Annotated in this window: 8 protein-coding genes; 3 read left to right on the top strand and 5 right to left on the bottom strand. The window is 43.9% G+C overall.

The features are described 5' to 3' along the window. Window positions 1-309: 309 nt before the first annotated feature. The 3 genes from LC574_RS17040 (at window position 310) to LC574_RS17025 (ending at window position 5515) form a co-directional block, all read left to right on the top strand. Window positions 310-3426 (top strand): MFS transporter, encoded by a 3117-nt coding sequence (locus LC574_RS17040; protein ID WP_229454605.1) that lies wholly within the window; start codon window positions 310-312, stop codon window positions 3424-3426. Between the two features lie 792 nt (window positions 3427-4218). After that, window positions 4219-4404 (top strand): hypothetical protein, encoded by a 186-nt coding sequence (locus LC574_RS17035; protein ID WP_229454604.1) that lies wholly within the window; start codon window positions 4219-4221, stop codon window positions 4402-4404. Window positions 4405-4504: 100 nt separating this feature from the next. Beyond that, window positions 4505-5515 (top strand): tetratricopeptide repeat protein, encoded by a 1011-nt coding sequence (locus tag LC574_RS17025; RefSeq protein WP_368736699.1) that lies wholly within the window; start codon window positions 4505-4507, stop codon window positions 5513-5515. Between the two features lie 75 nt (window positions 5516-5590). Here the strand turns inward: LC574_RS17025 and LC574_RS17020 are convergent, their stop codons facing one another. The 5 genes from LC574_RS17020 to LC574_RS17005 all read right to left on the bottom strand — a co-directional run bounded on the left by LC574_RS17020 (window position 5591) and on the right by LC574_RS17005 (window position 7737). Beyond that, the gene (locus tag LC574_RS17020) at window positions 5591-6421 is read right to left on the bottom strand and encodes a dienelactone hydrolase family protein (RefSeq protein WP_229454603.1); all 831 of its coding nucleotides are present in this window, start codon (window positions 6419-6421) and stop codon (window positions 5591-5593) included. A gap of 168 nt (window positions 6422-6589) precedes the next feature. Continuing rightward, window positions 6590-6775, bottom strand: coding sequence for a type II toxin-antitoxin system RelE/ParE family toxin (locus tag LC574_RS39060; RefSeq protein WP_368736698.1), 186 nt, complete (start codon window positions 6773-6775; stop codon window positions 6590-6592). Window positions 6776-6789: 14 nt separating this feature from the next. Continuing rightward, window positions 6790-6972 carry a type II toxin-antitoxin system RelE/ParE family toxin gene (locus LC574_RS38080; RefSeq protein ID WP_267871568.1) on the bottom strand — a complete coding sequence of 61 codons (183 nt, stop codon included), beginning with the start codon at window positions 6970-6972 and terminating at the stop codon, window positions 6790-6792. After that, window positions 6960-7154 (bottom strand): hypothetical protein, encoded by a 195-nt coding sequence (locus LC574_RS17010; protein ID WP_229454602.1) that lies wholly within the window; start codon window positions 7152-7154, stop codon window positions 6960-6962. The genes LC574_RS38080 and LC574_RS17010 overlap by 13 nt, the downstream gene beginning before the upstream one ends. 76 nt (window positions 7155-7230) lie before the next feature. Next, window positions 7231-7737 carry a DUF29 family protein gene (locus tag LC574_RS17005; RefSeq protein WP_229454606.1) on the bottom strand — a complete coding sequence of 169 codons (507 nt, stop codon included), beginning with the start codon at window positions 7735-7737 and terminating at the stop codon, window positions 7231-7233. Between the last annotated feature and the right edge of the window lie 18 nt (window positions 7738-7755).

Genomic DNA, 7755 nt, shown 5'->3' with positions numbered 1-7755 from the left:
AGAACTTACAAGATAACTATAATTCAAATAGAATCAATCGCTACAAATAAACAATTAAAAAGTAAAAATTAGCTATACATAATTAAGATTAGGTGGTAATTTGATTAAAACTCTCACCGAAGGATAATAAAAGTTATATCTTTCGCTGGATACACTTTTCAATCTTTAGAGAGATGCTTTGAATAGCCAAATTCCAGGATTCTGAGCTAATGAGTTAGGTATTGCCATACGTACAAACATAAATACTAAGAGTTGCTTCTCAAGAAAATCTTAATTCCCCAAATTTAAACCTTAGAAGAAGGAAATACAATGTTCCAAAGTACGGAAATCATGCTGGAACTCTACAAACCACTATTGTGGTTGGCACAGGGTCCAGTAGAATCCCCAAACGTCCCACCACAGGCATCGGATCTGACTTCCGGGCCGCACCTTTTTGTGGCTTTAATCTCCGGCGTGATTTTAGCCTTTGCTTTCCAATTAGTTCTAACTAATCTTTCCCTTGCAGCCGGTATTTCCTACCTGGGGCACTCATCTGACTCGGATTCAGATAGTGGGGAAGCCGGAAGTTTGGGCGGTAACATTCGCAAAATTGGCACAGCAGTAGGGATTTGGACATTAGTCACTGTGACGATCGCCTTATTAATCGCTTCTTTTCTCGCGGTTAAATTGAGCCAGGAAATCTTAGACCCAGGATTGGGGGCGATTCTCGGTTTGGTGATTTGGGGCGCTTACTTTTTGCTCCTCGTCTGGGTAAGTTCCACCACCGTGGGTTCCTTAATTGGCTCAGTTGTCAATACGGCAACTTCCGGTTTTCAGGCGATTATGGGCACAGCCACCGCCGCACTGGGCGCAAAGGCTATCAATAACCAAGTTGTAGCGACAGCTGAAGCCGCCGCCGCCGCTGTCCGCCGGGAACTAGGAAGCGCCATCGACCCTGGAAGTATCCGGGAAAATATAGAAGATTACTTAGACAAGCTGCGTCCTCCAGAGCTAGATTTGTCAAAGATTCGGAGTGACTTTGAAAATTTACTCAACGATCCGCAATTAAAAGCGATCGCGGGGACTCCAGATATTCGCAACATCGACCGCCAGAAGTTTATCGAGTTAGTCAGCAGTCGCACCGACCTTTCCAAAAAAGACGTTAGCCGCATTGCTGATACCTTGTATAAAGTTTGGCAGCAAGTAGTGAGTCAGCAACCACCCACCCAAGACCGGCTGGGTGAGTTAATGGATTATCTGAAATCACTTCCACCAGGACAAAGCAAGACAGATGAACTCAATGCCAAACTGGATCGATTAGTAGCAGAAACCCGTGGCTCTAAAGAAGCTGATCAAAAGGCAACCCCTGGGCCAATTCAAAGTACACTTCAGCAAGGACTATCCGCCTTAACTGGTATTGTGTTGGGACGCACAGATTTGCCTGATTTGGATGTGGAAAAAATCTTGCGTAGTCTCACCACCGCCAAAGATAAAGTCACCCAACAAGCAGATAAGCTAGGCTTGCCAACACCATCAGAACCCTATAGCCCAATTCGGGCTGATGTCGAAAACTACCTGCATAATACTTATGCTTGGCAACTAAGCCAAGAAAGAATTGCCCAGGAATTTCGTGATGTCATCTACGACCCAGCAGCTGACCCGGGAATAGTCCGCAGGGAACTAGAACGACTATCCCGCAACGATTTCGTCAATATCTTGCAACAACGCGGACTGCTTACCCAAGCCCAAATTCAGCGCATTGCAGATCAGTTAGAAGCTGTCCGCAAAGATGTGCTAGTGATAGTCACCGGTATTGAAGAAAGAGAGATAGTCCAAGACTTGCAACGCTCAGTGGAAAGTTATCTGCTGGTTACCCCGAAAGCAGATTTGACAGTTCATGGCATTGAGCAGAATTTCAAACCACTGTTGCAAGACCCAGATGCAGATTATGAAGCTCTGACGTTACGACTAGCCCACCTTGAGCGTCAGGAAATGCGGTCGATATTGCTGCAACGTAATGATGTCCAGCTATATGAAGTAGATAGCATTCTCGACGAGTTGGAAAAACAACGCGATCGCGTTTTGGTAGAATCTAAAGGGCTAGCAGAACAGGCGCAATATCAAGCAGAAACCCTGTGGCTGAATGTAGAATCATATCTGCGTAATACAGGAAAATCAGAACTGAATCCTGATGCCATCCGCGCAGAGTTCAAAAGATTACTAGAAGATCCCCAAGCTGGAATTAGCTCAATTCGGGCGCGGTTGTCTCGCTTTGACCGCGATACCTTAGTGCAATTGTTGAGTCAACGGCAAGATTTGAGTGAAGATCAAGTTAATCAAATCATCAATGCTGCTGAAGAGTCGTGGCATAGTATTCGCCAGACACCCCAAGCTGTAGTCGATAAAGCCAAAGAGCAATACGACTCTGTTACTACCACGATCGCAGATTATCTGCGGAATACTGGTAAACAAGAATTGAACCCAGAAGGTATCGGGCGAGATTTTACCAGATTGTTTGAAAATCCCCAGGAGGGAGCCGTAGCACTGCGCCGTCGGTTGTCGCAGGTAGACCGGGATACACTGGTGAAGTTACTCAGTCAACGTAAAGACTTGAGTGAAGAACAAGTCAATGAAATCATTGATTCCACGCAAACTTCGATTCGCAACTTTGTCCGTGCGCCTCGTCGCCTAGCTACCCGCACACAGCAAAGAGCGGAAACATTCAAAGCTTATCTGGAAGAGTATCTGCGCCAAACTGGTAAGGAAGAACTTAATCCTGAAGGTATTAAACGCGACTTGCAACTACTGTTGCACGATCCGCGAGTTGGGGTAGAAACTTTTAGCGATCGCCTTTCCCATTTTGACCGTTCTACCGTCATCGCCCTGCTGAAAATTCGGGAAGATATTTCCGACGAAGAAGCGGCGCGGATTGCCGATAACATTGTATCCGTGAGGGATCAATTTGTCGAACAAGTGCGGAATATCCAACGAGGCATTCAAGATGCGATTGACGGGGTTTTCGGCCGCATTCGTAACTATCTAAACTCACTGGATCGCCCGGAACTTAACTATGATAATATCAAGCGCGATGTTCGCACATTTTTTGACGATCCCCAAGCGGGGTTTGATGCCCTGCGCGATCGCCTATCTTCTTTTGACCGTGATACCCTGGTGGCAATAATGAGTTCTCGTGAGGACATCTCTGAGGAAGATGCCAACCGGATCATTGACCAAATTGAACGGGCCCGCAACACAGTATTGCAACGTGCAGAACGCATACAGCATGAAGCCCAACGCCGCCTAGAACAGGTGAAGCATCAAGCACAGCGACAAGCGGAAGAAACCCGCAAAGCCGCAGCTTCAGCAGCTTGGTGGCTATTTGCCACAGCAACCGTCTCCGCAGTTTTCTCTGCATTAGGAGGAGTGATTGCTGTAGCTACCCAGTAGTTTAACAAGTTTTCTCCGCTAAATTTTAAGCCTCCCGCGATGGGAGGCTTTTTTGTATATACTTGAATTCAATGAATTCATAAGTTCATTACAACAATTGTTGCAATTACTTAAGCCTTTCTTATACATGAAAGAGTAATTGTTGCAAAGCATTAAGCGTTTGCTACAACTGATTATACATTTGCAAGAAATACTTAAGCCTTTCTTATATATGGAAGAGTAATTGTTGCAAAGCATTAAGCGTTTGTTGCAACTGATTATACATTTGCAAGAAATACTTAAGCCTTTCTTATATATGGAAGAGTAATTGTTGCAAAGTATTCAACATTTGCTGCAACTGCTTCTACATTTGCAAGAAATGCTTAAGCGTTTTTGATATATGGAAGAGTAATTGTTGCAAAGTATTCAACATTTGCAAGAAATGCTTAGGCGTTTTTGATATATGGAAGAGTAATTGTTGCAAACGTTTGAATTTTGACAGATAAAATAGAGTACATTACGGCTTTACAGCAGTTTTCATGTATTTGAACCACATCTGTCGTAAGGGCTAAACTTTGCTCATTGGTGTCAACTTACAGCAGTTTTCATGTATTTGAACCACATCTGTCGTAAGGGCACAGCATTGCTGTGCCCCTACCGCGTGGTCTATTTACCTGAAAATAGCTGTAAGCTAGAAATGGCTTAACTGTTGGCTTCCACGCCCGCCCAGAAATGAATTTCGGGGCTAATAGCTAAAGTCTACTGAAGTAGACTAAAAATTTTTCGGATTATTTAGTCATCAAGAGATGACTTTTGCTAAAAGCCAAGGAACTTCAGTTCCTTGCGGGACATGACTTTTACCTTAAGTTGACACGTATGAACCCCACCAAAATCGTTCGCGCAGCGTCTCTGAAAGAGAAGATTTTGGTAGTCTTCAATCAGGTAGCGGTCGAATCCCTACCTGATAGCGAAGCGTTAGCGAGTCCGCCAGCGTCTTAATTCTGACCGGAGGCGGAGCGTCTCCGGCTCCGCTCCTGAATTCTGACTTCTGAATTCTTCTTCAAGATAATTTCCAGTAAAAATATACGTAAGCTAGAGAATAAATTTTGTTTGGGCTGTTTACGATTTTTACCAGGTAGTCGACCCCAAAGATGCTATTGCTTACAACAATCTGGGCATTGCGCTGAAAAACCAAGGGAAACTGGATGAGGCGATCGCCCAATATCGCAAAGCCATCCAACTCGACCCCAAAGATGCTGATGCTTACTACAATCTGGGCATTGCGCTGAAAAACCAAGGGAAACTGGATGAGGCGATCGCCCAATATCGCAAAGCCATCCAACTCGACCCCAAACATGCTGGTGGTTACATCGGTCTGGGCAATGTGTTGAGTGAGCAGAAGAAACTGGATGAGGCGATCGCGGCATATCGTCAAGCACTAAAGCTACCAGATATTTCTGCAACACCAGCCAGTGCCCATACTTTAGCCCATAATAATCTGGGTCTGGCGCTAGAGGAAAAAGGCAAGTTAGAAGAGGCTATTGCAGAGTACAAACGCTCTATCGCCTTAGATCCAAAGTATGTCTTTGCTCAAAACAACCTGGATGAGGCTGAACGCTTGTTGGCGTTGCAGCCGAAAACTCAGCTTGTGGTTAAAGAAAAGTTGCCCACTCCAACTGATAAATCATCGTTGCTAAAGCGGTCTGTAGTCAAAGTGGTGGCTCAAATCCGGGAGGGGAATAGCATCGGTACAGGATGGGTGGTGAAACGGGAAAGCGATCGCGCCTGGATTGTGACTAATCGCCATGTTGTGACAGGTAGTGAAGGTCTCCGAGAACCCAGCAAAGAAATTGGTTTTACCTATAACGGTCAAGAGCCGAATAAACTCTTTCTTAATAACATTAATGGTATCAAAAGACTGCTGGGAGATGGTCGCCAAACTCTGATATTAACAGGAAAATTTTCTAGTTCATCACACCCAGAACTAAATCAAAAATTAACTCAACGAAATACTCTAAAAATTGAATTACCCTATGACAGTAGCCAGTGGATGATTGCTCCTGCTGACTCAAAACTAGAAAGTAAGATAAAATTCACTCACGGTTGCTAAAAATCATGGCAGATATAGCGATCGCCCTAACCTTTGAGCCTCCCGGTATGGGAGGCTTTTCTATGTTCGGCAGACTTACACGCCATTCTCCTTAAACCATGCCAAAAGACGTTTCCAACCGTCCTTAGCATCTTTCTCGCGGTAGGAGGGGCGATAATCGGCAAAAAAAGCGTGCGGTGCATCGGGGTAGACAATGATTTCAGATTTGCTGCTGCTTTCCTTTAAGCGATCGCGCATCTGCTCTACTGTATTAAGGGGAATACCCGTATCCTTCCCACCATAGAGTCCGAGAACGGGGACTGTTAGTTTTGATGCAATATCGACGGGATACTTGGGTTGAAGTTCGGTAGCATCGCCCACAAGTCGTCCATACCAAGCCACACCAGCCTTCACCTTGGGATTGTGCGCCGCGTATAACCAGGTAATGCGGCCGCCCCAACAGAAACCTGTAATCCCCAATTTATCGGCATTACCTTTAGCTGATTTCACCGCCCAGTTTACCGTGGCATCAAGATCGGATAAAACTTGGGCATCTGGCACTTTGGCGACAATTGGGCGAATTTCGTCTATACTGCTTAACTTAGTGACATCGCCTTGACGGATGAATAATTCGGGTGCGATCGCTAAATACCCCAACTGAGCAAAGCGACGAGTGATATCCTGAATATGCTCGTGTACACCAAATATTTCCTGAATTACCAAAACAATTGGGAAATTGTTACCAGTAGCAGGTGCTGCTCTATAGGCAGGAATTTCGCCATCTTTAACAGGAATTTTCACCGCACCAGCTACCAACCCCTTGGCATCGGTGGTGATGACTTCGGCAGAAATGGGTTGTACTGCCAGGGCAAAACCTGTCGCCACGGTGGCTGTTGCGATAAATTTGCGGCGTGTTATTTCTTTCATTATCTCTACCTTACAATTGGCGAAAACTTTTATTCTTCGTTACACGTACAGTACTACGACAAAAAATACTACAATTTATCAATCAGTTTACCGTAATCTTGGCTTTCTTTGCTACCTCAGTTTTCGCCTCTATAGAAATAGCGATCGCTATCAAAACATAAGCATTAATTAAAGCTTAAGTTGCCTTGAAGAATGAAACACGGTTAAGATATTTACCTGCTCATTGCTGACTAAATATACTATTCGGTAACTACCGAAGATAATCTCTCGAATATCCTTAGGACTTACGCACACTCTACGAATTCTCGGCGCTCTTGGCGTCTTGGCGGTTCGATAAATTAAGCTTTTTAGCAATTTTTGCGTAAGTCCTAATCCTCTTGAGCGATTTCTGGGACTACACGCCCTGATAGCGGAAACTGTTGTAGACGTTCTACAGATTGAAATACCCTGTCTACAAATACCTGGGCAAAACTTGGTGCATCCCGTGCAATAAAATCACCAATTGCTTCTAAATCAGTTAAGGCTTGACTCGTCCAGATTACTTCTGCCATGTCTTAATCTGCTTTTTGGCTTCTGCATGTGGCATAGTATTACCAGTCTCAACTTCCTTTAAACCTCGATCAACTTTGTACAGGAAATAAAGACGTTCCATCACTTCGTCAAAAGTAACGTCCTGGGGCATTTCCTCTACTGCCTTGAGGACTTGATATTTTACAGTAGTATCTGCTGTCATTTGTATTTCCTTCAAGAGTTGATGGTGCTAATTTGAATTTAACACTTGGTATCATTGCCGAACAAATAGCGGATATTTATTTTTCCCGATTTATCCAATCTTCACTACCAGCTAACTGACTGAGATAATCATCCATAATCGCTGGTAATTCCTTTGGCGAATAAGTATATGTTAAAGCCAGTAAACTAGTAGCTGTAGTCAAAAGCTGGTTTTTATCTAGCATTGCAGACAACTGAGAGCGAGTAAATTTGCCATTCATCACTTCCTCGCTAGCATCAGCGATCGCATCTTCAATAACTTCCTCTTCCATCAAATTTCCCCATTCACCTAAATTAATGTAGTAAGATGTTTTATTATCTTTGATATTCAGCTTTTTAATTTCTCGGATTGAATTACGAATAGAATTTGCCCATGAACCAGTTAATCGTTGTTCTACTTGGTTCTTAATCAAATGAATCAACAGAATGTTTAAATAAGCTTGGATATTTCGCAGAATAGCTTGTTTGCTCATGCCTTCTAATTCATCTACAATTGCCAAAGCATCTGCATAACGTCCTTCCAAAATTCTCTCATCAGAAGAAATCCGTCGTACCTTGACTCG

Origin of the sequence: Nostoc sp. CHAB 5715, assembly GCF_020829685.1 — a bacterium.
GTDB lineage: Bacteria > Cyanobacteriota > Cyanobacteriia > Cyanobacteriales > Nostocaceae > Nostoc.
The sequence above is the reverse complement of the archived record's forward strand: the minus strand, read 5'-3'. Positions and strand labels throughout refer to the sequence as shown.

Bases quoted from the DNA above. Each gene is read 5' to 3' on its own strand.
- LC574_RS17040 (WP_229454605.1), top strand. From the start codon at position 310: ATGTTCCAAAGTACGGAAATCATGCTGGAACTCTACAAACCACTATTG.
- LC574_RS17010 (WP_229454602.1), bottom strand. From the start codon at position 7,154: ATGACAGCAGATACTACTGTAAAATATCAAGTCCTCAAGGCAGTAGAG.
- LC574_RS38080 (WP_267871568.1), bottom strand. From the start codon at position 6,972: ATGGCAGAAGTAATCTGGACGAGTCAAGCCTTAACTGATTTAGAAGCA.
- LC574_RS17020 (WP_229454603.1), bottom strand. From the start codon at position 6,421: ATGAAAGAAATAACACGCCGCAAATTTATCGCAACAGCCACCGTGGCG.